The organism is Streptomyces sp. NBC_00669, from assembly GCF_036226785.1.
Classification (GTDB): Bacteria; Actinomycetota; Actinomycetes; order Streptomycetales; family Streptomycetaceae; genus Actinacidiphila.
Genome location: NZ_CP109018.1, coordinates 6,327,129 through 6,353,796, shown reverse-complemented (window position 1 = coordinate 6,353,796; position 26,668 = coordinate 6,327,129). Strand labels below are relative to the sequence as shown.

The window sequence follows — 26,668 nt, the reverse complement described above, 5'->3', positions numbered from 1 at the left end:
CCACTCGGGCCCGCACCGCGGTGTGCTCGTGCGCTCGTGCGCTCGTGCGCTGGTGCGCTCAGGGCGCCGCCAGCAACGCGCTCAGCGCGGACGCCTCCGTACGCCAGTCCGCGGTGCCCCCGCCGGACCAGTCCTCGGTCACGCGGTTGAGCCCGTCACGCGCGGTGGACCACAGCGAGTCGGCCTGCTGGTCGGCGAAGGAGCCGTAGGCGTTGCCGGTGACGGAGTCCAGGTCCTGGAGATAGCGCATGAAGACGCCCTTGAACTGCTTGGCGTTGTCGTCGCAGGAGGGCGTGCCGGCGTCACAGGACTCGGTGAGCACACCGCCGCTGACCAGCGCGGGCGAGGCCACGGCGGCGTCGGCCAGCCGGCGGGCGGTGGTGAGGTCGGCGGCGTCGCCGGTGGCGCGGTACATCTCCACGGCCGCGCCGATGGCCAGCCCCTGGTTGTAGGACCACACGGTCTGCCCGTTGTTCGCGCAGCCGCTGGTGATGCCGTCGTTGACCAGGCCGGAGGAGTTGATCAGACCGCTGTCCTGGAACCACTGCCAGGAGGTGGTGGCCCGGCCCAGCCACGTGGTGTCGCCCGGGATGCGGTCGTGCAGTTCGGCGGTGAGCCGGACGTACAGCCCGTTGGTCACCGCGTTCTTGTAGGTGCGCTCCCGGTCCCACCACACCCCGCCACCGCAACTACTGGTGTCCCACAGCCCGTTGACGTAGTTCGCGATGGTGACCGCCTCGTCGAGGTACGTCCGGTCGCCGGTGAGGTCGTAGGCGTCCACCCAGGCCAGCGCCCACCACTCGGAGTCGTCGGTGGCGCGGCTGATGAAGTCGCCGTCGATCGGGTCCGAACTGCGGGCCCCGGCGGGGAAGGACGCCTTGTCGATCTGGAAGGTGCGCTGCACGATCCACAGGTAGCGGGTGTCGCCGGTCTGCCGCATGTAGTCGATGACGGTGCTCAGCGCGACCGCCGAGTTCCACCAACTCGACGGCCAGTAGGCGGTGTTCGGGTCGTAGGAGTACATCAGCGCGTCGGCGGCGGCCGACGCTTTGGACAGCACCGGGCGCGCCCAGGCCGTGCAGCTGCCGTTCTCGCCCTCGACCGCGCGGCCGCACGCGCGCACCGCGCCGCCGTACAACCGCCCCAGCGGGTCACTGGTGTTGAAGCGCGCCGTGGCGGTGCCGGTGGCGCCCGACGGTGTGCTGGTACGGCCCTTGGAGGAGCCGTCCGGCCAGCTCGCGCCCTGGTCCCAGGACCGGTCGAGCCAGATCTCGTCGCCCGCGGTGCCGCCGGAGATGGTGCCCCAGGCCATGCCCGAACTGTCCATGTGCAGCGCGATGGTACGGCCGCTGAGCGTCGTGGCGGGGACCGGCTGGGTGTCGCCGGGTGCGCTGCCCGCGCCGTCGCAGGCGGCGGCGCACACGTCCAGGTGCGCCCAGGAGGTGCAGCCGACGCCCTGCGCGTCGCCGCAGGCGCGCAGTACCGCGCGGCGGTGGCCGGTCGGGTCGTAGAGGTTGTACATCAGCGTGCGGGTGCCGGTCCACGTCGACGGGATGGACGCCTCGCCGAGCAGCCCGTCCCACGTGGCGCCGCCGTCCCAGGAGCGATCCAGCCACACCGAGTCGCCGGTCTGGCCGCCGTCGATGCTCGCCCACGCCATGCCGTCGGTGTCGTCCACGTGCAGCCGCACCACCCTGCCGTTGAGGGTGAGGTCCGGCACCGGGAAGGTCTCCTGCGCGGCCTGCGAGGGGTCCAGGGTGTCGCAGTACAGCGCGCACACCTGGGTGGAGTCGGCCGCCGACACCGCACTCGCACCAGCCGCTCCGACCCCCTGGAGCAGCGCCGCCACCGCGAGCAGCAGCGCCACCAGCAGCGGCCCCGCCCCCCTGCGCGTCCCCGGCACCCTACGCATGACGCCTCCTCGGACCCGTCCGTCTTACAACGATGGAAACGGAGCACTCAGCACGCATGAGAGCACGGCGCCCATTGACATGTCCACCACCATGACAACGATGGCACCGATTGGCCGAATCCCGCGGTCGCCGACCCGCGGCGCTCCGGCTCGGAGCGCGCGGGCCGGCCCCCGGGGTCAGGAGGCGCTGGGACCAGAGGAGTTGGTGACCGTCAGGGGGAGGAGCTTCTTGCCGGTGGGGCCGATCTGGATGTCGAGGTCGAGCTGGGGGCAGACGCCGCAGTCGAAGCACGGGGTCCAGCGGCAGTCGTCCACCTCGGTCTCGTCGAGGGCGTCCTGCCAGTCCTCCCACAGCCAGTCCTTGTCGAGACCGGAGTCGAGGTGGTCCCAGGGCAGGACCTCCTCGGCGGTGCGCTCGCGGGTGGTGTACCAGGCGAGGTCGAGGTCGTACGCCGGCAGGGCCGCGTCGCAGGCGCGCAGCCAGCGGTCGTAGGAGAAGTGCTCGCGCCAGCCGTCGAACCGGCCGCCGTCGGCGTACACCGCGCGGATGACGGCGCCGACCCGGCGGTCACCGCGGGAGAGCAGTCCCTCGATGATCCCGGGCTTGCCGTCGTGGTAGCGGAATCCGATGTTGCGGCTGTACTTGCGGTCGCCGCGGATGGCGTCGCGCAGCTTGGCCAGCCGCGCGTCGGTCTCCTCGACGCCGAGCTGCGGCGCCCACTGGAAGGGGGTGTGCGGCTTGGGCACGAACCCGCCGATGGACACGGTGCAGCGGATGTCGTTCTGCCCGGTCACCTCGCGGCCCTTGGCGATGACCTTCCGCGCCATGTCCGCGATCTGCAGGACGTCCTCGTCGGTCTCGGTGGGCAGCCCGCACATGAAGTACAGCTTCACCTGGCGCCAGCCGTTGCCGTACGCGGTGGCGACGGTGCGGATCAGGTCCTCCTCCGACACCATCTTGTTGATCACCTTGCGGATGCGCTCGGAGCCGCCCTCCGGCGCGAAGGTGAGGCCCGAGCGGCGGCCGTTGCGGGTCAGCTCGTTGGCGAGGTCGATGTTGAACGCGTCGACCCGGGTGGAGGGCAGCGACAGCCCGACCTTGTCCTGCTCGTACCGGTCGGCGAGGCCCTTCGCGACGTCGGCGATCTCGGTGTGGTCGGCGGAGGAGAGCGACAGCAGGCCGACCTCCTCGAAGCCGGTCGCCTTCAGCCCCTTCTCGACCATGTCGCCGATGCCGGTGATGGAGCGCTCGCGCACCGGGCGGGTGATCATGCCGGCCTGGCAGAAGCGGCAGCCGCGGGTGCAGCCGCGGAAGATCTCCACCGACATCCGCTCGTGCACGGTCTCGGCGAGCGGGACCAGCGGCTGCTTGGGGTACGGCCACTCGTCCAGGTCCATCACGGTGTGCTTGGACACCCGCCACGGCACGCCGGAGCGGTTCGGCACGACCCGGGAGATCCGGCCGTCGGGCAGGTACTCCACGTCGTAGAAGCGCGGGACGTACACCCCGCCGGTCCTGGCCAGCCGCAGCAGCAGCTCGTCACGGCCGCCCGGGCGGCCCTCGGCCTTCCACTGCCTGACCAGGTCGGTGATGGTGAGCACGGCCTGCTCGCCGTCGCCGATCACGGCCGCGTCGATGAAGTCGGCGATCGGCTCGGGGTTGAACGCGGCGTGCCCGCCGGCCAGCACGATCGGGTCGTCCTCGGTGCGGTCGGCGGCGTCCAGCGGGATGCCGGCGAGGTCGAGCGCGGCCAGCATGTTGGTGTAGCCCAGCTCCGTGGAGAAGCTGAGCCCGAAGACGTCGAACGCCCGCACCGGGCGGTGGCCGTCGACGGTGAACTGCGGCACCTCGTGCTCGCGCATCAGCGCTTCCAGGTCCGGCCACACGCTGTACGTGCGCTCGGCAAGCACGCCCTCGCGCTCGTTGAGCACCTCGTAGAGGATCATGACGCCCTGGTTGGGCAGGCCGACCTCGTACGCGTCGGGGTACATCAGCGCCCACCGCACATCGGCGGCGTCCCAGTCCTTGACGGTGGAGTTCAGTTCACCGCCGACGTACTGGATCGGCTTCTGTACGTGCGGGAGCAGCGCTTCCAGGCGCGGGAAGACCGACTCGACAGGCATCTCGGCGACTTTCGTGTGTCCTGATCTTGCGGGCGCCCCCGGCGGACCACCGCCGGGGGGAAGGTGACCCTCCACAGTACCCGAGGCGCGGCAGGTGCCCGGCCCGCCCGGGGCCCGCCCGACCGCCGCGCTTCGGAACCCCGGGCCCGCGCCCCGGCACCCTCGAAGGTCACCCCTCGCGTTCCGCCGCACTCCACACCTCGGGCAACTGCTCCTCCGCCCGCGCCGCGATCCCCAGCTCGGCCCGCTCGATCGCCTCGTACGGTGCCGTGTCCTCCCCCGCCGCCTCCGCCCGCCCGCGCACCCGCGCGACGGCCGCCCGGCACATCACGCTGTCCTGGTGCTCGCCGAGCAGCTGCTGGAGCGCTTTCATCCGCGCGGTGTACCCGGCGGCCTCCGCACCGAGCACGGGTTCGGCCGCCTCCCCCGCGTAACGCGCCCGCTTGGCGGCCTTGCGCGCCTCGTGCAGCGCGACGTCCCGCGCCTGGCCGGGCGGCAGCGCGAGCGCGGCCCGTACGGCTCCGCGCAGCCGCCTGCGGTCGTGCCCGAGCACGTCGGCGACCACCTGCGAAGCGGGCCGGTCGGCCGCCGGGAGATACGGGGGCGCGGCCAGCAGCCCGTCGAAGGCGTCGAGAAGCGCGAAGTAGCGGGCGCTGTCCAGGGCCCGCACCACGTCGGTGTGCGCGTCGGCCGCGTGCGCCTCGGCGTTCCACGTCCCGCCCGGCGGCCCCTCCCCCAGCCTCCGGCGCACCGCGTCGAGCGCCGGGCCCCGGTCGCTCGGGTCGTCCGGGTCGTCCGGGTCGAGTTCGGACAGCCGACGCGCGAGGCGGGCGGCGAGCACCTCCCGGTCCCGCTCGGCCCCGAGGACCTCGGCGAGCCACTTCAGTTCGGCGCCGAGCGGATCGGTCTCGGCGCGGTCCAGGACGTGGCCGAAGCTCTTCAGCGCGGAGCGGGCCCGCCGGGTGGCGACGCGCATCCGGTGCACCGCGTCCTCCCCGGCGTGCCGGACGGCCGGATCGAGGGCGACGATCGCGGTGAGCTGCGCGCGCAGGTACGCCAGGGCGACGGCGCCCGCGGTGGCGTCGGGCCCCGGCCGTTCCGGCCGCCCGCCGGCGGGCTCCGGCCGCCGCCCGCCGAGCGCGCGGACCAGCTTGGAGGGCGCGTCGGAGCGGGTCACCCCGGCGTCGCCCAGCCGTCGCTCCACCGCGTCCAGCAAAGCCTCGTCGCCCGCGTACAGCTCGACCTCGATCTCGGACCAGGCCGGCCCCGGCTTCGCGTTGACCTGGTCGTAGGCGACCTCGGCGAGGGTCCGGTCCTGGTCGTCCAGGAGCAGCACGCGGCTGCGTACGGTGCGCAGCCGGACGATCGGCGTGAGGATACGGCCCCGGACGAGCGCGGCGACCTCGGCGCGCAGGTCCTCGGGCGGAGTGCCGGGCGCGCCGAGCGGGGCGTGGATCTCGGTGCGGGTGTCGGGGCGGTCGGTGGGGAGTTTCAGGTGCCAGCCGTCGTCGTCGCCGCCCTCACGGCGCCGCAGGGTGATGCGGTGGGAGGTGAGGGTGAGGTGGGCGGTGTCGTAGTAGACGGCGTTGAGCCGCAGCGGGGGCAGGGCCCGGGTGCCGGCGGTCAGCCCGGTGAGGTCGGGCAGGTCGTTCCGGGGCCCGGTCTCGTAGGTGCGTTCCGTTTCGGCGAGGCGACGGCCCATAAGGGGACCGTATGCCCGCATCGGTCCCTTGGCCAGACCCGTCGCAGGCATGGCACCCGGGCGGACCTGCGAACGCCGGCGCCACGCCGGGCAGCTCACCGGGCACCGCGCCCGGCGGTCGGGCCGTGTTGGGGAAGGAGCGCCGCCCGCCCGAAGGGCGGGGCCCGTGGCGTCTGGCGCTCCCCCCTGCCTGCGGCGTTGGAGGTGCCCCCGGATCGCACGGCGGAGGACCGCCCTGGTCGTGGGCCGGCTCGGAGGCCCGACAACGAAGCGAGCGTGCGTGCCAGGCGCCACATGGGGGCGCCTCCCCCGCCGAAGGCAGGGGAGGCGCTTCCGGAACACGGCCTACGCCGACATGGGCCGCTGCATCTTCACGGACTGCAGAATCCCTATGGCCACGAAGTTGGCGAACATCGATGATCCGCCGTAGGAGACAAAGGGCAAGGGGATGCCGGTCACCGGCATGATGCCGAGCGTCATGCCGATGTTCTCGAAGGACTGGAAGGCGAACCAGGCGACGACGCCGGCCGCCACGATGGTGCCGTACAGGTCGGTGGCGTTGCGGGCGATGGAGCAGGCCCGCCAGAGGATCACACCGATCAGCAGGACGATGAACGCGCCGCCGACGAAGCCCAGTTCCTCGCCGGCCACCGAGAAGACGAAGTCGGTCTGCTGCTCGGGCACGAACTGCCCGGTGGTCTGGCTGCCGTGGAACAGGCCCTTGCCGAGCAGCCCGCCGGAGCCGATCGCGATCCGGGCCTGGCTGGTGTTGTAGCCGACACCGGACGGGTCGAGCGCGGGGTTGGCGAACGCCGCGAACCGGTCGATCTGGTACTTGTCGAGGATGCCGAGCTGCCAGACCAGGATGGAGCCGACCACCCCGGTGACGATCAGGCCGAACACCCAGCGGGTGGACGCCCCGGAGGCGAGCAGCACGCCGAGCACGATCGCGCCGAGCACCATCACCGACCCGAGGTCGGGCATCATCAGGATGACCAGGATGGGCAGCGCGGCCAGCGCGAGCGACTGCATCACCCGGCGGTGGTCGGGGTGCTCCTGGTCGCCGGCGTCGACCCGGGCGGAGAGCACCATCGCCATGCCGATGATGATGGCGATCTTCACGAACTCCGTCGGCTGGAGCGAGAATCCGCCGCCGATGATGATCCAGGAGTGCGCGCCGTTGACGGTCGAGCCGAGCGGGCTGAGCACCGCGAGGATGCCGAGGATGGACAGCGCGTAGAAGAACGGCACGATGGTGCGCATCCGGTGGTGCCCTATGGCCATGGCGCCGATGCACAGCGCCAGGCCGATACCGGCGTTCATCACATGGCGGATCAGGAAGTAGTACTGGTCGCCGTGGGTGAGGTTGGTGCGGTGCCGGGTGGCCGAGTAGACCAGCAGCGAGCCGATGAAGCACAGCAGCACCGTGGCGAGGAAGAGCAGCCAGTCCATCCGGCGCACCACGGAGTCCCGCGCGAGCAGCTTGCCCATGGTGGAGCGCTCCGGCGTGAACCGCCGGACGGAGTAGGTGTTCGCGCTCATCATGTGTTCTTCCTGCCGTACAGCAGCTTCTCGGTGCGGGTCGGGGTGAGCGCGGCCAGTACGGGCGCCGGGTCGCCGCCTCCCGCTCCGGCCGGGGTGTTGGCGAAGCTGTCGGCGACCGCGGTGGAGAACGCGGCCTGCTGGGCGCTCACCGCCGCACCGTCGGCGGAGATCTTCGGCAGCGTGGTGACCGGCGTGGGCATGATGCCCTTCTTCGCGTCGATCTTGGTGCTGTCCTTCTGGATGCCGTACATCGACTCGTAGATCCGGCGGATCGCGGTACCCGAACCGCCGGAGCCGGTACCACCCTGGGAGATCGTCATGACGATCGTGTAGTCCTTGGTGTACGTGTCGAACCAGGAGGTGCTCTGCTTGCCGGAGACCTCGGCGGTACCGGTCTTGGCGTGCAGCGGGATCTTGTCCTGCGGCCAGTTGCCGAACTTCCAGTCGGCGGTGCCCTCGGTGACCACGCCGGCCAGTGCCTGGTTGATGTACTTCAGCGTGGACTTGGAGTCGGGGAGCTTGCCGGTCACCTTCGGCTTGATGGGAGTGACCGTCTTGCCGTCGGGGCTTATCACGGCCTTGCCGATGGACGGCTGGTAGAGCGTGCCGCCGTTGGCGAGGGCCGCGTAGATCCGGGCCATCTGGATCGGGGTGACGAGGGTGTCGCCCTGGCCGATCGCGTAGTTCACCGAGTCACCGGCGCGCAGCACGTAGCCGTCCGGGCAGTTCTCGATGGCGATGGCGATGCTCAGCGGCGGGTTCTTGTCGTTCTTGTGCTTCTTGGCGGTCGCGCACCAGTCGGCCTTGTTCTCCTCCCAGAAGTCCTGCTTCCACTGGCGGTCCGGTACCCGGCCGGTGACCTCGCCCGGCACGTCGATGTCCGTCTTCGCGCCGAGGCCGAAGTCGTGGGCCGTCTTGTAGAACCAGTCCTTGGGGTGCTTCGCGTCGGTCCCGCCGTCCTTCTTCCACTGGTCGTAGGAGATCCCGTAGAAGACGGTGTCGCAGGAGACCTCGAGCGCGCGGGCGAGGGAGATCGGGCCGTAGCTCTCGTTCTCGTCGTTGTGGAAGACCTGGGAGCCGATGTTGAACGACGACGAGCAGTCGTACGGGCCGTCCTCGCTGTAGCCGGCCCGGATCGCGGCGGAGGTGGAGACCACCTTGAAGGTGGAGCCGGGCGCGGACTCGCCCTGGATGGCGCGGTTGAGCAGCGGGTAGTTGGACTTGGTGTTGGTCAGCGCCGCGTAGTCCTTGGCGGAGATGCCGCCGACCCACTCGTTCGGGTCGTAGGTGGGCTCGCTGGCCATCGCGATGACCTGACCGGTCTTGTTGTCCATGACGACCGCGGCACCGGAGTCGGCCTTGAAGTTCTTGTGGGTGACCGGGTCGTACGTCTTGCGGGCGGTCACCATGGCGTCGTTGAGTTCCTTCTCGGTGACCGCCTGGACCTTCGCGTCGATGCTGGTGACCAGGTTGTCGCCGGGGGTGGCCGGGGTGTCACCGGCCTTGCCGATCACCCGGCCGAGGTTGTCGACCTGGTACTTGGTGACGCCCGCCTTGCCGCGCAGCTGGTCGTCGTAGGTGCTCTCCAGGCCGGAGCGGCCGATCTGGTCCGAGCGCAGCAGCGGGTTGCTGGTCTTCTCGGAGGCGGCCACCTCCTTGTCGGTGACCGGGGAGAGGTAGCCGAGCACCTGGGCGGCGTTGGCCTTGTCCGGCGCGGGGTAGGTGCGCACGGCGGTCGGCTCCGCGGTGATGCCGGGGAAGTCCTCGCGGCGCTCCATGATCTGGAGGGCCTGCTGGGTGGTGGCCTTGTCGGTGATCGGGATCGGCTGGTACGGCGAACCGTTCCAGCACGGGCGCGGGGTCTGCGCGTCGCACAGCCGCACCTTGTCCATCGCGTCCTGCGGCTTCATGCCGAGGACGTTCGCCAGCCGGGTCAGTACGGCCTTGCCGTCGTCCGGCTGCTGGAGCAGGTCGGTGCGGTTGGCGGAGACCACCAGCAGGGTCTGGTTGTTGGCGATCGGCACGCCCCGGTCGTCGAGGATCGAGCCGCGCACGGCGGAGGTGACGACCTGCTGGAAGTGGTTGCTGTTGGCCTGCGCGTCGTACTCCTGACCGTTGCGGATCTGGAGGTACCACAGCCGGCCGCCGAGGGTCAGCAGCAGCGAGACGACCAGCACCTGGAGGATGACCAGCCGGATCGTGACCCGCGATGTCCGCCCGGTCTCCGGGATGTTGCTCATCTCAATCGCTCACTTCTGCGCGCGCTCGGCACGAAACCGCACGCATCGTCGTCGTCTGCCGCCCGGCTGCCTCGCGCGCGTCGTTCGCCGTCATCGCCGTACACCCTTTGCCGTCATGCCGCCGCTGAACCTCGCCCGGCCGAACAGGCCGCGCTGCGGGGTGATGCCGGCGCCGGCGCCGGCCTTCGTACGGGATCGGCCGCGCGGCCGGAAGCGGCCACCGGAGCCACCGCCGGAACCGCCGCCGAAGCCCCCGCCGAAGCCGCCCGCCGCGTCGTCGGCGAGCGGGTCGTGGTCGAAGCGGCGGGCCAGCGCCATGATGAGCGGGACCACGAACGGCGCGAGCAGCAGGTCGTAGAGCGTCGCGGTGAAGACCAGCTTGGCCAGGCCGACGTGCGCGCCCGCGGTGTCGCCGACCAGGCCGCCGACGCCCGCGTAGAGCAGCGTGGTGGCGATGGCGGCGCCGATCACCACCAGCATCGGTCCGGCGGCGGTGCGCAGTTGGCCGCTTTCGGGCTTGGCCAGGCCGGCCGCGTAGCCGATCACGCACAGCACCAGGGCGTAGCGGCCGACGGCGTGGTCCGCGGGCGGCGCGATGTCGGCGAGCAGTCCGGCGAAGAAGCCGATCAGGCAGCCGCCGACGTGGCCGTAGGTGAGGGCCAGGCCGAGCACCGTCAGCAGCAGCAGGTCCGGGACCGCGCCGGGCAGGTGCAGCCGGGCCAGCACGCTGACCTGGGCGACCAGGGCGATCACCACCAGGACGGTGGAGAGCACGATCCGGTTCAGGCGCATGGCTCAGTCCCCGCTGGTGGTGGTCGAATTGGTCGGCTTGGTGCCCGGGGGAAGCGCGGTGTCCGAACTGCCGGAGCTCGGGGTACCGCCTGGCGTCGGGGAGTTCTTCGCCTTGGGCTTCGCGGTGTGCGGCGGGGTGGGCCGCGGCGGCAGCACGCTGTCGCGCGGATCGGTGCGCGGGCCGACCACGACCACGCCGACCACGTCCAGCTTGGTGAAGCCGACGAAGGGCTGCACCTCGACGGTCTTGGTGAGGTTGCCCGCCGACGGTTCGACGCTGACCACCTTGCCGACCGGGACGCCGGGCACGAACGGCTTGTCCGCCTCGGAGCCGAAGGTGACCACCCGGTCGCCCCGGTGCACGTCGGCCTTGCCGTCGAGCAGTTGGTCCCGCATCGGCCGGTTGCCCTGGCCGCTGGCGAAGCCGATCTCCTGGCTGCCCTCCAGCCGGGTGCCGACGGTGAAGTCCGGGTCGTTGGCGAGCAGGACCGTGGAGGTGGAGCGGCCGACGGTGGTGACCCGGCCGACGAGCCCGTCGCCGTTGATCACCGTCATGTCGCGCTTGAGGCCGTCGTTGCTGCCGGAGTCGATGGTGACCGTCCAGGAGAAGCCCTGGGCCGCTCCTATCGCGATGACCTGGGCGCCCTTGACGGTGTACTGCCCGGCGCCGGCGACCTTCAAGAGCTTGTCCAGCTCCTGGGCGCGGGCGCGGGTGGTGTCCTTGCTGCCGAGTTGCTGCTTGAGCTCGGTGTTCTCGCGTTGCAGCCGCTTGATGGTGCTGCTGTCGTGGCCGGAGTCCCGGACCGCGTCCACGGCGTTGCCGACCGGGTCGACGACGCCGGACACCGCGTTCTCCACCGGGCCGAAGGCGGACTGGGCCGCCCGCCGCGGCCGGTCGAGCGGTGAGTTCTCACCGCCCCGGATGTCCACGGTGATCAGCGCGAGCGCCACCACCACCAGCAGTACCAGCAGCAGCCGGCTCTCCTTTGTGTCCCTCACGGGCGCCAGTCCGTGCCTTCCTCATCGGACCCGCCGCCGCTGGGGCCGCGGCCGGTCGGAGCTACTGTGCTGGGTTGCGCCCGCATCCGGCGCCGCGGTGGTGACCGCGCCTGCGCCGAGTGGGGCGGTTCGTCTTCTGCGCCATCCGCTTCTGCGTCATCTGCGCGGGGCCGCGTCGAGGACCTGCTGAAGCGCCTCGAACTCCTCCACGCACTTGCCCGCGCCGAGCGCCACGCAGTCCAGCGGGGACTCGGCGATGTGGATGGGCATGCCGGTCTCGTGCCGCAGCCGCTCGTCCAGGCCGCGCAGCAGCGCGCCGCCGCCGGCCAGCACGATGCCGCGGTCCATGATGTCGCCGGACAGCTCCGGCGGGCACTTGTCGAGCGTGGTCTTCACCGCGTCGACGATCGCGTTCACCGGTTCCTCGATGGCCTTGCGCACCTCGCCCGCGGAGATCACCACGGTCTTGGGCAGTCCGCTGACCAGGTCCCGGCCGCGGATCTCGGTGTGCTCGTCGTCCTTCTCGGCGGCGAACGCGGAGCCGATGGTCAGCTTGATCTGCTCGGAGGTGCGCTCGCCGAGCAGCAGGCTGTACTCCTTCTTGATGTGCTGGATGATCGCGTTGTCCAGCTCGTCGCCGGCCACCCGGATGGACTGGGCGGTGACGATGCCGCCGAGGCTGATCACCGCGACCTCGGTGGTGCCGCCGCCGATGTCCACCACCATGTTGCCGGTGGCCTCGTGCACGGGCAGCCCGGCGCCGATCGCGGCGGCCATCGGCTCCTCGATGATGTGCACGGTACGGGCGCCGGCCTGGGTGGCGGCCTCGATCACGGCGCGGCGCTCCACGCCGGTGATGCCCGACGGCACGCACACCACGACGCGCGGGCGGACCATGTAGCGGCGGCGGTGGATCTTGAGGATGAAGTAGCGCAGCATGCGCTCGGTGATCTCGAAGTCGGCGATGACGCCGTCCTTCAGGGGGCGCACCGCCACGATGTTGCCGGGGGTGCGGCCGATCATCTTCTTCGCCTCGGCACCGACCGCGAGGATGCCGCCGGTATTGGTGTTGACCGCGACGACCGACGGCTCGTTCAGGACGATCCCGCGGCCCCTGACGTACACCAGCGTGTTGGCGGTCCCGAGATCGACAGCCATGTCACGGCCGATGAACGACATGTTGTTCGCCATGTGGATACGTCTGGCCTTCCCGAGCGTGGGCGGAGGTTCCATCGTAGTCGCGCCGGGCTGAGCGCGGCGTCGGGGTTCCGACGCCCATTGTCATCAGAACACACAGCGGACCTCAGTAATGGTGACGCCGTGTCGGAGTGTTTGGTTCCCGTTCGGCCCGGTACCTGCCGGAACGGGCGCGGCCACAGCGGCAGTCGGACCGTGGTCGCGCCGACTCACGGGACCATACGCGTCGCCGCCGCGTTACGCCAAGGTGGGGAAGAAGAGCTTGATCTCGCGCGCGGCGGACTCCTCGGAGTCCGAGGCGTGCACCAGGTTCTCACGGGTGATGGTGCCGAAATCCCCCCGGATGGAGCCGGGTGCGGCCGCGATCGGGTCGGTCGGGCCGGCCAGCGCGCGCACGCCCTCGATCACCCGCTCGCCCTCGACGACCAGGGCCACCGACGGGCCGGACGCCATGAACTCCACCAGCGGCTCGTAGAACGGCCGTCCGACGTGCTCGGCGTAGTGCTGCTCCAGGGTGCCGCGGTCCAGGGTGCGCAGCTCCAGCGCGTTGACCGACCAGCCGGCCTTGCGCTCGATCCGGCCCAGGATCTCGCCGACCAGGCCGCGGCGAACGGCGTCCGGCTTGAGGAGGACAAGGGTGCGCTGGGACACGGGGCGGCTCCTGACGGGTATGACAAGCGAATGTGACGACGAGCCTACAAGGCACGTGCCGGTCGGTTGTCAGGCGGCTTGTGTCGCGTGCCGGGCCCTGATCTGGTCGACCTTGCGCCCGAAGTGGATCGACGCCCACCACAGGGCGGCGAAGATCACGCCGAGCACGAACATCGTACCGACCACGAAGCCGCTGGCGATCAACCCGATCTGGAGCGCCCAGCCGACCACGACCGCCCACGGGCGGGTGACCACGCCGCACAGCAGTACGCACAGCACCATCGCGATGCCGCACACCGTCCACACGGTGCCCATCGACAGGTCGGGATGCTTCATCGCGACCAGCCCGGCGAAGCCGATCACGAAGAACTCGCCGATCAGCGTGCTCGAACACAGGGTCCGCATACCCGGGCCCCCTTCCCTCTGAAATCCGTCTGAGTCCGCGTACGCGGGTGAGTCCGCGTGCGCGAGTGAGTTCGCGTACGCGAGTCAGCCCGCGTGCGCGAGTAAGTCCGTTGACGCGTCCGCATCCCCGGCTCCCTTACCGGCGGGCCAGCAGCAGGCGGGCCTGGCCGACCGTGATGACCGAACCGGTGACCAGCACCCCGGCGCCGGCGTACTCGCCCTCGTCCTCGGCGAGGGTCACCGCGGCCTCCAGGGCGTCGTCGAGGCGCGGTTCGACCTGCACCCGGTCCTCGCCGAACACCTCCACGGCCAGCGCCGCGAGCGCGTCCACGTCCATCGCCCGGGAAGTGGAGTTGCGGGTGACGACGACCTCGGCGAAGACCGGCTCGAACGCCTCCAGCAGTCCGCGGACGTCCTTGTCGCCGCTCGGCCCGACCACGCCGACCAGGTGGCTGAAGCCGAACACCTCGCTGATCGCGGCCGCGGTGACCCGCGCGCCGGCCGGGTTGTGCGCGGCGTCCAGCACCACGGTGGGGCTGCGCCGGACCACTTCCAGCCGGCCGGGCGAGGTGACCGCCGCGAACGCGCCGCGCACGGTGTCCATGTCGAGGGTGCGCTGGTGCACGCTGCCGATGCCGAAGAACGCCTCCACCGCGGCCAGCGCCAGGGCCGCGTTGTGCGCCTGGTGCTCGCCGTGCAGCGGGAGGAAGACCTGTTCGTACTCGCCGCCGAGGCCGCGCAGGGTCAGCAACTGGCCGCCGACGGCCACTTCGCGGTGCAGCACGCCGAACTCCTCGCCCTCGCGGGCGACCGTCGCGTCCATCTCCACCGAGCGCCGCAGCAGTTCGCGCGCCGCGTCCGGCGGCTGCTGGGCGAGGACCGCGGTGGCGCTCTTCTTGATGATGCCGCCCTTCTCGACGGCGATCTCACCGGGAGTGCTGCCGAGCCGGTCGGTGTGGTCCAGCGAGATCGGGGAGACCACGGCCACGGTGGCGTCCACCACGTTGGTGGCGTCCCAGCTTCCGCCCATGCCGACCTCGACCACCGCGACGTCGACCGGGGCGTCCGCGAAAGCCGCGTACGCCATGCCGGTGAGCACCTCGAAGAAGGACATCCGGTGCGGCTGGGAGCCGTCCACCATGTCGACGTACGGCTGGATGTCGCGGTGGACCTCGACGAAGCGCTCCGCGGAGATCGGGACGCCGTCCAGGCTGATCCGCTCGGTCATGGACTGCACATGCGGGCTGGTGTAGCGGCCGGTGCGCAGTTCGAAGGCGAGCAGCAGCCGCTCGATCATCCGCGCGGTGGAGGTCTTCCCGTTGGTGCCGGTGATGTGGATCGACGGGTAGGAGCGCTGCGGCTGGCCGAGCACGTCCATCAGCGCGGTCATCCGATCGAGGGACGGGTCGAGCTTCGTCTCGGGCCAGCGGCCCAGCAGCTCGTCCTCGACCTCGCGCAGCTGCCGGTCCAGTTCGGGGTCGGCGGGCCGGGCCGGCACGTCGTCCTCCGGGGCGGGCGGGGTGACGTGGGTGCGCAGCGTACGGCTGCCGGCCTCGATGACGGCCATGTCCGCCTCGCGCGGCCCGCCGCCCTCGCCGTCCTCCGAGTCGTCCTCGTCGGTGGCCTGGTGCGCGGCGTCGTAGTCGACCTCGTCCGCGGCCCGGTCGGCGGCGTCGCTGAAGCCGTCGTCCGGGAAATCGTCGTCCTGCCGGTGCTCGCTCACAGCGTCCAGTCTACGGAACAGGCCCGGGCCGAACGGCCCGGGCCTGTGCCACCCCGAGGGGTGCCGTGCGGTGGCTATGCCGCCGGGAGGGCGGCGAGCTGCGCGGTGATCCGGGCGATGTCCTCGTCGGCGGCGGCCAGCCGGGTGCGGATGCCCTCGACCACCTTCTCCGGCGCCTTGCCGAGGAACGCGTCGTTGCCGAGCTTCCGCTCCGCCTGCTGCTTCTCCTTCTCGGCGGCGGCGAGGTCCTTCGCGAGCCGCTTGCGCTCCGCGGCCACGTCGATCGTCCCGGACAGGTCGAGGGCGACCCGCGCCGCGCCGACCGGCAGGGTGGCGGTGGCGTGGAAGCCGTCGCCGGCCGGCTGGAGCCGCAGCAGCTGCCGGATGGCGTCCTCGTGGGGCGGCAGGAGGGTGCCGTCGAGCGACAGCTCGGCCGGGACCTTCTGGCCGGGCTGGAGTCCCTGGTCGCTGCGGAACCGGCGGACCTCGGTGACCAGCCGCTGCACCTCGGCGATCTCCGCCTCGGCGGCCGCGTCACGGAAGCCGCCCGGCGCGTCGGCGCCACCGACCAGCACGGCCTTCGGCCAGTCCGCGGTGACCACCGTCTCCTTGCCGGTGAGGGTGGTCCACAGCGTCTCGGTGACGAACGGCACGATCGGGTGCAGCAGCCGCAGTGTGACGTCCAACACCTCGCCGAGCACCCGGCTGGAGACGCGTGCCGGGTCGCCGCCCTTGAGGAAGGTGGTCTTGGACAGCTCGACGTACCAGTCGAAGACCTCGTCCCACGCGAAGTGGTAGAGCGCGTCGGAGAGTTTCGCGAACTGGAAGTCGTCGTAGAGGGCGTCGACCTCGGCGACGACGGTGTTCAGCCGGGAGAGCACCCAGCGGTCGGTCGCGGACATCTCCTCGGGCGCGGGCAGCGGACCCTCGACGGTGGCGCCGTTCATCAGGGCGAACCGGGTGGCGTTCCACACCTTGTTGGCGAAGTTCCGGGACGCCTGGACCCAGTCCTCGCCGATCGGCACGTCGGCACCGGGGTTGGCGCCGCGGGCCAGGGTGAAGCGGACCGCGTCGGAGCCGTAGGCGTCCATCCAGGTCAGCGGGTCGACCGAGTTCGGGTTGGACTTGGACATCTTCTTGCCGAACTCGTCGCGGACCAGGCCGGTCAGCGCGATGGTGTGGAACGGCGGGACGTCCTCCATGGCGTACAGGCCGAACATCATCATCCGGGCGACCCAGAAGAAGATGATGTCGTGGCCGGTGAGCAGCACGTCGGTCGGGTAGAACTTCGCCAGGTCCGGGGTCTGTTCGGGCCAGCCCAGGGTGGAGAAGGGCCACAGCGCGGAGGAGAACCAGGTGTCCAGGACGTCGGCGTCCTGGGTCCAGCCCTCGCCGGTGGGCTCCGCCTCGTCGGGCCCGACGCAGATCTGCTCGCCGTTCGGCCCGTACCAGACCGGGATGCGGTGGCCCCACCACAACTGCCGCGAGATGCACCAGTCGTGCATGTTGTCGACCCAGTCGAAGTACCGCTTCTCCATCTCCGGCGGGTGGATCTTCACCCGGCCGTCGCGGACCGCGTCGCCCGCCGCGCGGGCCAGCGGCTCGACCTTGACCCACCACTGGAGCGACAGCCGCGGCTCGACGGTGGTCTTGCAGCGGGAGCAGTGGCCGACGGAGTGGACGTAAGGGCGCTTCTCCGCGACGACCCGGCCCTGCTCGCGCAGCGCCTCGACGATGGCGGCGCGGGCCTCGAAGCGGTCCAGGCCCTCGAACGGACCGGGCGCGGTGATGACCGCCCGCTCGTCCATGATCGTCAGCGACTCCAGGCCGTGCCGCTGGCCGATCGCGAAGTCGTTCGGGTCGTGGGCCGGGGTCACCTTGACCGCGCCGGTGCCGAACTCCGGGTCGACGTGGGCGTCGGCGACCACCGGGATGGTCCGGTCGGTCAGCGGCAGCTTGATCCGGCGGCCGATCAGGTGGGCGTAGCGCGCGTCGTCGGGGTGGACGGCGACGGCGGTGTCGCCGAGCATCGTCTCGACCCGGGTGGTGGCGACCACGACGCTGTCCTCGCCGTCGCCGTAGCGCAGCGAGACCAACTCGCCGTCGTCGTCCTGGTAGTCCACCTCGATGTCGGAGATGGCGGTCATGCAGCGCGGGCACCAGTTGATGATCCGCTCGGCGCGGTAGATCAGCTCGTCGTCGTAGAGCTTCTTGAAGATGGTCAGGACGGCCCGGGACAGGCCCTCGTCCATGGTGAAGCGCTCGCGGGACCAGTCGACGCCGTCGCCGAGCCGGCGCATCTGGCCCAGGATGCGGCCGCCGTACTCCTCCTTCCACCGCCAGGTGCGGGCGACGAACTCCTCGCGGCCCACGTCGTGCCGGGACTTGCCCTCCTCGGCGAGCTGCTGCTCGACCTTGTTCTGGGTGGCGATGCCCGCGTGGTCCATGCCGGGCAGCCACAGCGCTTCGTACCCCTGCATGCGCTTGCGGCGGGTGAGGGCGTCCATCAGCGTGTGCTGGAAGGCGTGTCCGAGGTGGAGGGTGCCCGTCACGTTCGGCGGCGGGATGACGATGGTGTACGGCGGCTTGTCGCTCTTCGTGTCGGCTTCGAAGTACCCGCGCTCTACCCACCGCTCGTACAGCGGCCCCTCTACCTCGGCCGGCGTGTACTGGGTCGGCAGATGGGGGTCGCTGTGCTGCCCGCTGTCGGGGCGCGGATGAGTGTTGTCGGTCACGGTCCCGATTCTAGTGCTCCCGCGGCTTCACCCCCGACGGGTTATCCACAGGGCGGGTTGTCCACAGCTCTGTGACGAACCGGTTGCGCTTCTGATGCCGCGGCCGGATTCCGGCGCGGGAGGATGGCTGCTGGTCACGCCCCCGGATTCGGAAGCGAGCATGTCATCCGGGAGGATGGGCGGACTCGTTAACGGAGGGGACGAAACCATGAGTTACAACCAGCCGCCGCCGAACCCGTACGGCGATCAACCCCAGGGTGGCGGCTACGGCCAACCGCAGCCCGGCCCGCCGCCGCAGGGTGGCGGCTACGGCCAGCCGCAGCCCCCGCAGCAGGGCGGTTACGGCCAGCCGCCGCAGGGTGGCGGTTACGGCCAGCCGCAGCCCCAGCCCGGGTACGGCTACCCGCAGCAGGCCCCGCCCCCCGCCCCTCCCTATGGCGGCCAGCCGGCGTACGGCCAGCAGCCGCCCCAGCCCGGCTACGGCCAGCAGCCGCCCTACGGCCAGGTGCCCCAGCAGGGCTACGGCTACCCGCAACCGCCCCAGTCCGGCGGTAACGGCAAGCGCAACGGCATCATCATCGGCATCGTCGTCGCCCTGGTCGCGGTCGCCGGCGGGGTCTACTTCGCCACCAAGGGCAGTGGCAGCAGTTCCTCCTCGCTCCACGACGACGGCAAGAAGTACACCCTCACCACCCCGGACACCGTCGCCGGCGACTACGCCAAGGGCGACGACTCGGACAGCGACAGCTTCGACGACAGCGACCTCACCAAGATCAAGGCGCTGGGCGTCAGCGACCCGACCCAGGTCAACGCGGCCTACAAGGAAGGCAGTTCGGCCCTGTCGGGCAAGCTGCTGGAGTTCGCCGGCGTCTACGGCACCGTCAAGGACCCGGGCAAGGTCGTCGACGGCATGTTCGCGATGCTCAAGCAGGGCACCGAGCAGGACAAGAAGGACGGCACGAAGGTCGAGACCTCCGGCAGCCCGCAGTCCGTCACTCCGTCCGGCATGAAGAGCGAAGCGATCATGAAGTGCCAGACGATCAAGGAGACCGGCCAGGACTCCGGCCAGAGCTTCACCATCAACACGACGGTCTGCGTGTGGGCGGACTACAGCACGGTGGCGTACGTCATCCCGCTGGACTCCGCGCAGCTCGTCACCGGCGGCGGCTCCGCCCCGTCCATCGATGACGCGGCCGCCCTGACCGCCAAGGTCCGCAACGACGTCGAGGTGGAGGCGAAGTAGCCGCCACCGCAGACGAAAAGGGGCGCCCGGTCCGCGAGGGACCGGGCGCCCCCTCGCGTATCCGGGCCGACCGCGGACCCCGGGCGCTTCCGTCCTGCGCAAGGATGGGCGCACTCGTTGACGGAGGGGACGAACCCATGAGCCATGACCAGCAGCCGCCGAACCCGTACGGCAACCAGCCCCAGGGCGGCGGCTACGGCCCACCGCAACCGCAACAGCAGCCGCCGCAGGGCGGTTACGGCCCGCCGCAGCCGTACGGGCAGGTGCCCCAGCAGGGTTACGGGCAGCCGCAGCCGCCCAGGTCCGGCGGCAAGGGCAAGCGCAACGGGATCATCATCGGCGTCGTGGTCGCGGTGCTCGCGGTCGGCGCCGGCGTCTTCGTCGCGCACAAGGGCAACAGCGGCTCGTCCGGGCTCCACGACGACGGCAAGAAGTACACCCTCACCACCCCGGACACCGTCGCCGGCGACTACGTCAAGTCCCCCGTGGGCAGCACCGGCCCGCAGCTCGACGACACCGCGGTCGGCACCCTGAAGGCGCTCGGCGTCGACGACGCCAAGAGCGCCGGCACCCTCTATCTGAAGGGCAGCCAGTTCACCGGCGTCTTCCTGAGCTTCGACGGCGTCTACGGCACCGTCAAGGACCCGGGCAAGGCGCTGGACGGCATGTTCGCACTGCTCGACAAGGGCGGCACGAACCCGACCAGCGACGGCTCGAAGGTCACGGTCTCCCCCTTGGGCACCCCGCAGACGGTGAAGCCGGCCGGCCTGACGCCCGACGCGCTGATGAAGTGCCAGAAGATCAACGAGACCCAGGAGCAGGACAACCAGAAGATCCCCTTCAAGACCACCATCTGCGCCTGGGCCGACTACAGCACGGTGGCCTATGTGAGCACGATCGACGACGCGCACGTCTCGGACGGCACCGCCACCTGGCCGTCGGTCGCCGACACCGCCGCGCTGGCCGCCAAGGTCCGTGCCGACGTCGAGGTGCCCGCGTCGTAGGGACGAAGCCCCGCCCGCGACCACGACGAAGGGGGCACCCGGTCCGTCGACCGGGTGCCCCCTTCGTGCTTCGTGCTGTGCCTGCGGTGCCGCCGGGGGCTACGCGCTCTTCTGCTCGCCCTGGCCCGAGATGCGCGGGTCGCGCGGCACCAGGGTCGGGTTGACGTTGGAGTGCACGACGTCGGCGGTGATGACGACGCGGGCGACGTCCTGGCGGGACGGCACTTCGTACATCACCGACATCAGCACCTCCTCCATGATGGCGCGCAGGCCACGGGCGCCGGTCTGCCGCAGGATCGCCTGGTCGGCGATGGCCTCCAGCGCGCCGCGCTCGAACTCCAGCTCCACGCCGTCGAGTTCGAAGAGCTTCTGGTACTGCTTGACCAGCGCGTTGCGCGGCTCGACCAGGATCTGCAGCAGCGCCTCGCGGTCGAGGTTGTGCACGTTGGTGATCACGGGCAGCCGGCCGATGAACTCGGGGATCATGCCGAACTTCACCAGGTCCTCCGGCATGATCTCGGAGAACTGGTCGGCCATGTTCAGCTCGCGCTTGGAGCGGATGGTCGCGCCGAAGCCGATGCCCTTGGCGCCCGCCCGCGCCTCGATGATCTTCTCCAGACCTGCGAAGGCGCCGCCCACGATGAACAGCACGTTCGTGGTGTCGATCTGGATGAACTCCTGGTGCGGGTGCTTGCGGCCGCCCTGCGGCGGCACGGAGGCGGTGGTGCCCTCCAGGATCTTCAGCAGCGCCTGCTGGACGCCCTCACCGGAGACATCGCGGGTGATCGACGGGTTCTCGCTCTTGCGGGCGACCTTGTCGATCTCGTCGATGTAGATGATGCCGGTCTCGGCCTTCTTGACGTCGTAGTCCGCCGCTTGGATCAGCTTCAGCAGGATGTTCTCGACGTCCTCACCGACGTAGCCCGCCTCGGTGAGCGCAGTGGCGTCGGCGATGGCGAACGGCACGTTCAGCATCCGGGCCAGCGTCTGGGCCAGCAGCGTCTTGCCGGAGCCGGTCGGGCCGAGCAGCAGGATGTTGGACTTCGCCAGCTCGATGGCGTCGTCGTGGCCAGGGCGGCCGCTCTCCCCTGCCTGGACCCGCTTGTAGTGGTTGTACACCGCGACCGAGAGGGCCTTCTTGGCGGGCGCCTGCCCGACCACGTAGCTCTCCAGGAACTCGTAGATCTCCCGCGGCTTGGGCAGGTCCTCCCAGCGCACCTCGGAGGACTCGGCGAGCTCCTCCTCGATGATCTCGTTGCAGAGGTCGATGCACTCGTCGCAGATGTACACACCGGGACCTGCGATGAGCTTCTTCACCTGCTTCTGGCTCTTTCCGCAGAACGAGCACTTCAGCAGGTCTCCGCCGTCACCGATGCGTGCCACGAGGTCTTTCCCCTTCGCCTGGGCTCCGCCGACCTTCAACGGAACCTGGTGCTTCTCTCATCGACGGTACCTTGCCGCGCCCCCCGTGTGGGCCCCCCTGGACGTACTCGCGATCCGAGTACGGGCGGGGGCACGCACGGAGGGCGCAGCTTACCCGTCCTTCAGACGCCCACGGACGTCTTGCGGGTGGACACGATCTGGTCGACCAGGCCGTAGGCCAGCGACTCCTCAGCGGTGAGGATCTTGTCGCGCTCGATGTCGTCACGGATCTGCTCGATCGGCGTGGTGGAGTGCTTCGCGAGCATCTCCTCCAGCTGCTGGCGCATCCGGATGATCTCGTTGGCCGCGATCTCCAGGTCGGAGACCTGGCCGCGGCCGGTCTCGCTGTACGGCTGGTGGATGAGCACCCGCGCGTTCGGCAGCGCCATCCGCTTGCCGGGGCTGCCGGCCGCGAGCAGCACGGCCGCCGCGGAGGCCGCCTGGCCCATGCAGACCGTCTGGATGTCGGGCTTCACGAACTGCATCGTGTCGTAGATCGCGGTCAGCGCCGTGAAGGAGCCGCCGGGGCTGTTGATGTAGACCGAGATGTCCCGGTCGGGGTCCATCGACTCCAGGCACAGCAGCTGCGCCATGACGTCGTTGGCGGAGGCGTCGTCGATCTGCACGCCGAGGAAGATCACGCGCTCCTCGAAGAGCTTCGCGTACGGGTCGTACTCGCGCACGCCCTGCGAGGTGCGCTCGACGAAGCGCGGGATCACATAGCGGGCCTCGGCGCCGAACACGCCGGGCCGCTCGGCCGCGGTGCGCTCGTAGAGGCCGCTGCCGGGGAAGTTCAAGGGGTTCACGTCCACCGTCTCCAGGTGATGAGGTGCGTCGATGTCGGGGGCCGGGCGGGCGCGGCCGGCGCGTCGGCGGTGCCGGGCCGGCGCGGCCACGCGGCCGGTGCGGGCAGCCTCAGGAGGCGGGCGCGGCGCCGGTGCCGCCACCGCCCGGGACGTGCGCGGCGGAGAGCATCACGCCGTCCACCAGGCCGTACTCCCGGGCCTCCTCGGCGGAGAACCAGCGGTCGCGGTCGGAGTCCTTGGTGATCTGCTCGAAGCTCTGGCCGGAGTGCTCGGCGATCAGCTCGGCCATCCGGCGCTTGGTGTGCAGCAGCTGCTCGGCCTGGATCTTGATGTCGGTGGCGGAGCCGCCGAGGCCCGCGGAGGGCTGGTGCATCAGGATGCGGGTGTTGGGCAGCGCGAAGCGCTTGCCGGGGGTGCCCGCGGTGAGCAGGAACTGGCCCATCGAGGCGGCCATGCCCATGGCGATGGTGACGACGTCGTTCTTGATGAACTGCATCGTGTCGTAGATCGCCATGCCGGCGGTCACGGAGCCGCCGGGGCTGTTGATGTAGAGGAAGATGTCCTTGTCGGGCTCGGCCGCAAGGAGCAGCAGCTGTGCGGTGATCTTGTTGGCGATGTCGTCGTCGACGGCCTGGCCGAGGAAGATGATGCGCTCGCCGAGCAGTCGGTTGTAGACCTGGTCGCCGAGACCGCCGGGGCTCGGCTCGCCGGCGGCGGTAGGCATCGTAGTCGTCACGTATCCACCTGCTCGTTGTCGGACGGTCGAAGCAACCGTCACGGTCTTCGTCCGGGCCGGAGGCGACCGCTGACCCTCGCCGCACCCCTGCCCTCCTACTTGTGGACCCTAACGCGCAGGTGGGGCCCAGCAATCCCCTACGCGGGACTGTTCGCTGTGAGCGCATGCCGCGCGGTACGGGTTTGGAACGCCCGGGTCGCTCGGGCGGACCGGGCCCGGCGTTCGGGCCGCGGGCCCGAAAAAGGGACGCGGGGAACCGCGCGAGCAACCGTGCACCGTGGCGAGCCCGGCCCGTAGGCCCGGCCCCCGCGGCGAGGTCCCGCCACCGGCCGGTGGTGGCCGGGCGGTGGCGGGTCGGTCGCGCGGTTCCCCGCGTCCCTGAGAGGCGAACGCCTTCCGCGGCGGTCCCCCGTGCCCTTCAGGCAGCCTCAGGTCAGCTCTTGTCGGCCTCGGCGGAGTCCGCGGCCTCGGATGCCTCGGGGGCGTCCTCGCCGGCCTCAGCGGCCTCGGGGGCGTCCCCGTCGGCGGCCTCAGCGGCGGCCTCGTCCTCGTCGTCCTCCTCGTCGGACAGGTCGACGACCTCGCCGTTGCTGTCGGTGACCTTGACGGCCTCGACGACGACGGCCAGCGCCTTGCCGCGGGCCACCTCGCCGACCAGGAGCTGCACCTGGTTGCCCTCGACGACGGCCTGCGCGAACTGCTCGGGGGACATGCCGGAGGACTGCGCGCGGCGCATGAGGTGCTCGGTCAGCTCCTCCTGGTTGACCGACAGCTTCTCGGTCTTGACCAGCTCGTCCAGGATGAACTGGGTCTTGATGCCCTTGACCGCCTGCTCCGAGACCTCCGCGTCGAACTCCTCGCGGGTCTTGCCCTCACGCTCCAGGTACGTGTCCCAGTTCAGGCCGAGCGCCGGGAACTGGTGGTGCTCCAGGTTGTGGGTGCGGGTCTCGATCTCGCTCTCCAGCAGCTTCTCCGGGATCGGGACCTCGGTCAGCTCGATGAGCGCGTCCAGCACCTTCTCCTGGGCCTGGGTGGCCTGGTCGTAGGACTTGATCCGCTCAAGGCGCTTGCGGGAGTCGGCCCGCAGCTCCTCCAGGGTGTCGAACTCGGACGCGAGCTGCGCGAACTCGTCGTCCAGCTCGGGCAGTTCGCGGGCCTGGACGTCGGTGACGTCGACCTTGACCTCGGCCTCCTGGCCGGCGCCGGTGCCGCCGCTCAGCGAGGAGGTGAAGGTGGCGCTGCCGCCCTTCTCCAGGCCGGTGACGGCCTCGTCGATGCCGTCGAGGAGCTGGCCGGAGCCGATGGTGTAGCTGACGCCGGTGGCGACGCCGTCGTCCAGCACGTTGCCGTCGACCGACGCCTGCAGGTCGACCACGACCACGTCGCCCTCGGCGGCGGCGCGCTCGACCGGCGTGGTGGTCGCGAAGCGGTCGCGCAGCTGCTCCAGCGAGGTGTCGACGTCCTCCTCGGGCACCTCGACGGCGTCCACGGTGACCTCGATGCCGGTGTAGTCCGGGATCTCGATGGTCGGCCGGATCTCGACCTCGGCGGTGAACTTCAGCTCGTCGCCGTCGTTGAACTCGGTGATGTCCACGTCGGGCTGGCCGAGCACGCTCTCGGAGAGTTCACCCTCGGTGACCGCCTCCGTGTAGAACTTCGGCAGCGCCTCATTGATGGCCTCTTCGAGGACCGCGCCACGGCCGAACCGCTGGTCGATGACGCGCGCAGGGATCTTGCCCTTGCGGAAGCCCGGCACCGTGACCTGCTGGTTGATCTTCTTGTACGCCGCGTCGAGGCTGGGCTTGAGCTCCTCGAAGGGCACCTCGACAGTGAGTCGAACCCGGGTCGGGTTCAGAGTCTCGACGGCGCTCTTCACGGTTGGGTCTCCTTGGGGGCTTTACGTTGATGGGGGCCACTCACTTGCGCGCGATCGGTGCCGCGCGTCGGGTCGCCGACCGCCCATCCTACCGGTAGTGCCAAACGCCGCGGACGGGGTCGATCCCGATCCGCGGCGCGCTCGCCGTCCTCCCACCGCGCCGTCGCGCGACGGCCACGTAACTGCTGGTCGGGGTGGCCGGATTCGAACCGACGGCCTTCCGCTCCCAAAGCGGACGCGCTACCAAGCTGCGCCACACCCCGCTGGTGCGACACGTAGAGTACATGCCTCCGTACGCCCGGGCAGCCCGTATTCACGCCCGCCGCGGAGCCGGTTCGACCGGCTACCATGCGGTGTGCCAGAATCTTGGCGTCGCGGGCGTAGCTCAATGGTAGAGCCCTAGTCTTCCAAACTAGCTACGCGGGTTCGATTCCCGTCGCCCGCTCCAGTTGCGTCGGCGCCGGCGCCCTGACCCACCGGGGCGCCTGGTGCTGTCGGCTGCGGGACCACCTCTTGGTGAGGGGGGTTCCCGCGCCGCCAGGCGCGCGACGGCGAGGCGGCGAAGTGCTCGCGGGCGTCTTCCGCGGACAGGTTCATGGATCGAACGCACCCACTCCTCCGCTGGTACTCCGTTCCCCGACGGTGGCGCCGCACCGGTCAAGCGCTCTCCCACAGACGCCGGTCCCGGGCGACCTGGAACACCTGCTGTGCCTGAGCGGCCGTGAGCACTCCCGACAGAGGAGCGAGCGACGACAGGTCACGGTCCTTGAAGGCCCGCACGTCGAGGAGGGTGGGGACCACGCGGAGTTCTGCCGGCGAGACGAAGGCCAGGATGCCCGTGACCGCGATGGGGAACCCGCACGCACTGGTCAGTACGCGGGCTGCGCGTGCGGCTTCCCGCCGTGCGGTGCGGAGATACGGGTGCGCCTTGCCGTGGTCCACCCGTACGGCGTGGTCGCCGACCCATATCCGCCGGCCGCGGTGGTTCTTGGCGTTGACGGTGAAGACTCCGCCCGGCCCTATCAGCAGGTGATCTATGTCCGCCTTGATGCGTGGGAGCGGCACGGAGTGCAGCACGTACCACCCACGGCGCGTCAGCCGGTTCAGCTCCGCGCCTATGACTTGTTCACCCTCGATGCCGAGGTTCCAGGAGTCAGTTTTGACCGGCCGCCGCATCAGCCATGCGAAGAGGCGCGCGACGAAGCTCGGCCGCTCCGCGGCAAGCCCGCGTAGGGAGTCGCCGGGTCTGTGCAGAGCGAGGTCGAAGTCCGGGGGGATCGGGGGAGGCGTCTGTGCGATCGGCTGCGGGGCAAGGAGAGCGGGAGCGGACGGGGCGGGTTCGGGAGCCTGCGTTTCGTAGGCGGCCAGAGCTGCACGTGCGGCTTCGCCCAGCGCCTCAATGACGATGTGGACCTCACCGGTCCGGCGATCCTGCCAGGCGGCGGCTTCCCCCTTGAGCGTGTTGACGTACAGCCGATCCTGGCCGTACCGCTTCCACACCGAGACCCGTAACTCGTCCACGCCCATCCCCCACGCCGAACCATGTCGTTCGACCC

General features: G+C 70.6%; 19 protein-coding genes and 2 tRNA genes. 3 read left to right on the top strand and 18 right to left on the bottom strand.

The genetic code is table 11. From position 1 onward, the window contains the following. Positions 1-58: 58 nt before the first annotated feature. From OG896_RS26865 to OG896_RS26810, 12 genes are all read right to left on the bottom strand, one after another. Positions 59-1,912 (bottom strand): glycoside hydrolase family 76 protein, encoded by a 1,854-nt coding sequence (locus tag OG896_RS26865; RefSeq protein WP_329369421.1) that lies wholly within the window; start codon positions 1,910-1,912, stop codon positions 59-61. A gap of 177 nt (positions 1,913-2,089) precedes the next feature. Then, the gene (locus OG896_RS26860) at positions 2,090-4,036 is read right to left on the bottom strand and encodes a TIGR03960 family B12-binding radical SAM protein (RefSeq protein ID WP_329369420.1); all 1,947 of its coding nucleotides are present in this window, start codon (positions 4,034-4,036) and stop codon (positions 2,090-2,092) included. A gap of 169 nt (positions 4,037-4,205) precedes the next feature. Beyond that, a complete protein-coding gene (locus tag OG896_RS26855) occupies positions 4,206-5,738 on the bottom strand; it encodes a CYTH and CHAD domain-containing protein (protein WP_329369419.1) in 1,533 nt (510 codons plus the stop codon). Between the two features lie 345 nt (positions 5,739-6,083). Beyond that, positions 6,084-7,283, bottom strand: a complete 1,200-nt coding sequence (gene rodA, locus OG896_RS26850) for a rod shape-determining protein RodA (protein WP_329369417.1) — start codon at positions 7,281-7,283, stop codon at positions 6,084-6,086. After that, positions 7,280-9,523 carry a penicillin-binding protein 2 gene (gene mrdA, locus OG896_RS26845; protein WP_329369415.1) on the bottom strand — a complete coding sequence of 748 codons (2,244 nt, stop codon included), beginning with the start codon at positions 9,521-9,523 and terminating at the stop codon, positions 7,280-7,282. The genes rodA and mrdA overlap by 4 nt, the downstream gene beginning before the upstream one ends. Before the next feature lie 90 nt (positions 9,524-9,613). Beyond that, the gene (gene mreD, locus OG896_RS26840; protein WP_329369414.1) at positions 9,614-10,315 is read right to left on the bottom strand and encodes a rod shape-determining protein MreD; all 702 of its coding nucleotides are present in this window, start codon (positions 10,313-10,315) and stop codon (positions 9,614-9,616) included. Positions 10,316-10,318: 3 nt separating this feature from the next. After that, a complete protein-coding gene (gene mreC / locus OG896_RS26835) occupies positions 10,319-11,314 on the bottom strand; it encodes a rod shape-determining protein MreC (protein WP_329369412.1) in 996 nt (331 codons plus the stop codon). 156 nt (positions 11,315-11,470) lie between these two features. Continuing rightward, a complete protein-coding gene (locus OG896_RS26830; protein WP_328474074.1) occupies positions 11,471-12,493 on the bottom strand; it encodes a rod shape-determining protein in 1,023 nt (340 codons plus the stop codon). A gap of 255 nt (positions 12,494-12,748) precedes the next feature. Further along, on the bottom strand, positions 12,749-13,162 hold the full coding sequence (gene ndk / locus OG896_RS26825; RefSeq protein ID WP_329369410.1) for a nucleoside-diphosphate kinase: 414 nt from the start codon (positions 13,160-13,162) through the stop codon (positions 12,749-12,751). Between the two features lie 69 nt (positions 13,163-13,231). Then, on the bottom strand, positions 13,232-13,567 hold the full coding sequence (locus tag OG896_RS26820; RefSeq protein ID WP_329369408.1) for a DUF4233 domain-containing protein: 336 nt from the start codon (positions 13,565-13,567) through the stop codon (positions 13,232-13,234). Between the two features lie 136 nt (positions 13,568-13,703). Continuing rightward, positions 13,704-15,290 (bottom strand): bifunctional tetrahydrofolate synthase/dihydrofolate synthase, encoded by a 1,587-nt coding sequence (folC, locus tag OG896_RS26815; protein WP_329369407.1) that lies wholly within the window; start codon positions 15,288-15,290, stop codon positions 13,704-13,706. 74 nt (positions 15,291-15,364) lie between these two features. Continuing rightward, a complete protein-coding gene (locus tag OG896_RS26810) occupies positions 15,365-18,025 on the bottom strand; it encodes a valine--tRNA ligase (RefSeq protein WP_329369405.1) in 2,661 nt (886 codons plus the stop codon). Between the two features lie 208 nt (positions 18,026-18,233). On the opposite strand from OG896_RS26810, the gene OG896_RS26805 reads away from it, so the two are divergent. Both OG896_RS26805 and OG896_RS26800 read left to right on the top strand, forming a co-directional pair. After that, the gene (locus OG896_RS26805; protein ID WP_329369404.1) at positions 18,234-19,268 is read left to right on the top strand and encodes a hypothetical protein; all 1,035 of its coding nucleotides are present in this window, start codon (positions 18,234-18,236) and stop codon (positions 19,266-19,268) included. A 137-nt stretch (positions 19,269-19,405) separates the two neighbouring features. Continuing rightward, positions 19,406-20,272: a hypothetical protein gene (locus tag OG896_RS26800; RefSeq protein WP_329369402.1), complete on the top strand. Its 867-nt coding sequence runs from the start codon at positions 19,406-19,408 to the stop codon at positions 20,270-20,272. A 99-nt stretch (positions 20,273-20,371) separates the two neighbouring features. On the opposite strand, the gene clpX is transcribed toward OG896_RS26800, so the two are convergent. The 5 genes from clpX to OG896_RS26775 all read right to left on the bottom strand — a co-directional run bounded on the left by clpX (position 20,372) and on the right by OG896_RS26775 (position 25,375). Further along, entirely contained in the window at positions 20,372-21,655 is a 1,284-nt protein-coding gene (gene clpX / locus OG896_RS26795; RefSeq protein ID WP_328464172.1) for an ATP-dependent Clp protease ATP-binding subunit ClpX, read from the bottom strand. Between the two features lie 161 nt (positions 21,656-21,816). Beyond that, complete coding sequence (locus OG896_RS26790) at positions 21,817-22,500, bottom strand: ATP-dependent Clp protease proteolytic subunit (protein ID WP_402443004.1); 684 nt, start codon at positions 22,498-22,500, stop codon at positions 21,817-21,819. Positions 22,501-22,609: 109 nt separating this feature from the next. Continuing rightward, a complete protein-coding gene (locus OG896_RS26785) occupies positions 22,610-23,224 on the bottom strand; it encodes an ATP-dependent Clp protease proteolytic subunit (RefSeq protein ID WP_202238536.1) in 615 nt (204 codons plus the stop codon). Between the two features lie 445 nt (positions 23,225-23,669). Beyond that, positions 23,670-25,112 carry a trigger factor gene (tig, locus tag OG896_RS26780; protein ID WP_329369400.1) on the bottom strand — a complete coding sequence of 481 codons (1,443 nt, stop codon included), beginning with the start codon at positions 25,110-25,112 and terminating at the stop codon, positions 23,670-23,672. 186 nt (positions 25,113-25,298) lie between these two features. Further along, a tRNA-Pro gene (locus OG896_RS26775) sits at positions 25,299-25,375 on the bottom strand. A 111-nt stretch (positions 25,376-25,486) separates the two neighbouring features. Between OG896_RS26775 and OG896_RS26770 the strand changes: the two genes are divergently transcribed. Beyond that, positions 25,487-25,560 (top strand) — tRNA-Gly (locus OG896_RS26770). 209 nt (positions 25,561-25,769) lie between these two features. On the opposite strand, the gene OG896_RS26765 is transcribed toward OG896_RS26770, so the two are convergent. Next, positions 25,770-26,639, bottom strand: a complete 870-nt coding sequence (locus OG896_RS26765) for a nuclease-related domain-containing protein (RefSeq protein ID WP_329369398.1) — start codon at positions 26,637-26,639, stop codon at positions 25,770-25,772. Positions 26,640-26,668: the final 29 nt, after the last annotated feature.

Excerpts from the sequence above, each read along its gene's own strand:
- mrdA (WP_329369415.1), bottom strand. The coding sequence starts at position 9,523 with ATGAGCAACATCCCGGAGACCGGGCGGACATCGCGGGTCACGATCCGG.
- OG896_RS26765 (WP_329369398.1), bottom strand. The coding sequence starts at position 26,639 with ATGGGCGTGGACGAGTTACGGGTCTCGGTGTGGAAGCGGTACGGCCAG.
- OG896_RS26820 (WP_329369408.1), bottom strand. The coding sequence starts at position 13,567 with ATGCGGACCCTGTGTTCGAGCACGCTGATCGGCGAGTTCTTCGTGATC.
- OG896_RS26805 (WP_329369404.1), top strand. The coding sequence starts at position 18,234 with ATGAGTTACAACCAGCCGCCGCCGAACCCGTACGGCGATCAACCCCAG.
- mreD (WP_329369414.1), bottom strand. The coding sequence starts at position 10,315 with ATGCGCCTGAACCGGATCGTGCTCTCCACCGTCCTGGTGGTGATCGCC.
- OG896_RS26785 (WP_202238536.1), bottom strand. The coding sequence starts at position 23,224 with ATGCCTACCGCCGCCGGCGAGCCGAGCCCCGGCGGTCTCGGCGACCAG.
- OG896_RS26855 (WP_329369419.1), bottom strand. The coding sequence starts at position 5,738 with ATGGGCCGTCGCCTCGCCGAAACGGAACGCACCTACGAGACCGGGCCC.
- rodA (WP_329369417.1), bottom strand. The coding sequence starts at position 7,283 with ATGATGAGCGCGAACACCTACTCCGTCCGGCGGTTCACGCCGGAGCGC.
- OG896_RS26830 (WP_328474074.1), bottom strand. The coding sequence starts at position 12,493 with ATGTCGTTCATCGGCCGTGACATGGCTGTCGATCTCGGGACCGCCAAC.
- OG896_RS26800 (WP_329369402.1), top strand. The coding sequence starts at position 19,406 with ATGAGCCATGACCAGCAGCCGCCGAACCCGTACGGCAACCAGCCCCAG.
- OG896_RS26865 (WP_329369421.1), bottom strand. The coding sequence starts at position 1,912 with ATGCGTAGGGTGCCGGGGACGCGCAGGGGGGCGGGGCCGCTGCTGGTG.
- OG896_RS26860 (WP_329369420.1), bottom strand. The coding sequence starts at position 4,036 with ATGCCTGTCGAGTCGGTCTTCCCGCGCCTGGAAGCGCTGCTCCCGCAC.